This is a genomic window from Sphingomonas sp. CFBP 13603, from assembly GCF_014892665.1.
Lineage (GTDB): Bacteria > Pseudomonadota > Alphaproteobacteria > Sphingomonadales > Sphingomonadaceae > Sphingomonas.
Genome location: NZ_JADBIA010000028.1, coordinates 1 through 843, shown reverse-complemented (window position 1 = coordinate 843; position 843 = coordinate 1). Strand labels below are relative to the sequence as shown.

Annotated in this window: 1 protein-coding gene; it reads right to left on the bottom strand. The window is 61.8% G+C overall.

Annotation, left to right across the window (positions count from 1 at the left end; translation table 11 throughout):
• Positions 1-21: 21 nt before the first annotated feature.
• Positions 22-779, bottom strand: a protein-coding gene (locus IFR23_RS19960) for an IS5 family transposase (RefSeq protein ID WP_133021385.1) whose coding sequence is annotated in 2 segments (ribosomal slippage) — positions 22-446 and positions 446-779 — 759 coding nt in all. Because the reading frame shifts where the segments join, the coding sequence is not laid out codon by codon here.
• Positions 780-843 lie beyond the last annotated feature (64 nt).

The following is an 843-nucleotide window of genomic DNA, read 5'->3' as shown; positions in this document are numbered from 1 at the left end:
GCTAGGGTCAGGACTCATTGGTCATAGCCAGAAGATGACAGTGGCCGCGAGCGCGACGGCAGAGAAGAAGACGGTTGGGCAGCGGTCGTAGCGAGTGGCGACGCGGCGCCAATCCTTCAGACGGCCGAACATGATCTCGATGCGGCTGCGGCGCCGGTAGCGGCGCTTGTCGTATCTGACCGGCTCGTTCCGCGATCTGCGGCCCGGGATGCAGGGTTGGATGCCCTTGGCTTCCAGGGCGTCCCTGAACCAATCGGCGTCATAACCACGGTCGCCAAGCAGCCACTGTGCTTTCGGCAGATCGTCGAGCAAGGCTGCCGCGCCGGTGTAGTCGCTGACCTGCCCGGCGGTCATGAAGAAGCTCAAGGGCCGCCCATCCGCATCGCTGACGGCGTGCAGTTTGGTGTTCATGCCGCCTTTCGTACGGCCGATCAGGCGGCCGAGATCCCCTTTTTTACCCGCAGACTCGATGCCGTGCGGTGTGCCTTCAGGTAGGTCGCATCAATCATGACCGTTTTCGGTACGGCTTCTGCTGCCGCGAGCCCCTCCATCATGCGCAAGAACACACCCCTCTCGCTCCACCGCTTCCAGCGATTGTAGAGCGTCTTGTGCGGCCCATAGTCCGTCGGCGCATCACGCCAGCGTAGCCCGTTGCGATTGACGAAAACGATACCGCTGAGCACCCGCCGATCATTAACCCGAGGCTTGCCATGGCTCTTGGGAAAATACGGTTGCAGACGCGCCATCTGCTCATCCGTCAGCCAGTACAGGTCGCTCATCCACGCTCTCCTCACGGAGCCTGAATCAGATCGCGCCTCTCACATCAATGGGTCCTGACCCTAA